The sequence below is a fragment of the Streptococcus oralis genome (assembly GCF_003943415.1).
GTDB classification, from domain to species: domain Bacteria; phylum Bacillota; class Bacilli; order Lactobacillales; family Streptococcaceae; genus Streptococcus; species Streptococcus oralis_BJ.
In genome coordinates this window covers 1-599 of the sequence record NZ_RJPK01000036.1, presented here as the reverse complement: position 1 = coordinate 599, position 599 = coordinate 1, and the positions used below count along the sequence as shown (strand labels likewise).

General features: G+C 45.7%; 1 pseudogene. It reads right to left on the bottom strand.

Annotated features, from left to right (window positions below):
* Window positions 1-599 (bottom strand): annotated as a pseudogene (locus D8801_RS09900) (hypothetical protein); the annotation flags it as partial.

Sequence of the window (599 nt, the reverse complement as noted above, 5' to 3'; positions counted from 1 at the left end):
CCATATTTCCGACATAAATGCCGGCTTTCCCTTGTGAAAACATCTCCTGCTGCTGCGTTTTGCTCGTAACCGGGAAGTCTTTGTTGATCAGCCCTTCATCATACAGTTTTTTCATATATTTCATCGTATCCATGTACTCTTTTGTCATGAAGTCAGGCGTGAACTTTCCGTCTTTTTCCTCCCAGTCAGTCGGCATGCCCATATAGGACCCCAATGTTTTAAAGGCGCCGTAGATCAAATCGTTTCTGTCGGTAAAGCCGATCGTATCGTTCTTTCCGTTTTGGTCAGGATCTTTTTCTGTTTTGACGCTTGTTTTCGGAAAGGCAAAGATTCCGTTATGCCCGCCTGATGCCCAGACGCGTTCCTTTCCGTCCGGTCCTTTGATCCGATTGATGATCTCAAGCTCCATTTTATCATCGACAGACTGGTCTCTTAAATTGACGGCATCGACCATATTTCCGACATAAATGCCGGCTTTCCCTTGTGAAAACATCTCCTGCTGCTGCGTTTTGCTCGTAACCGAAAACATCTCCTGCTGCTGCGTTTTGCTCGTAACCGGGAAGTCTTTGTTGATCAGCCCTTCATCATACAGTTTTTTC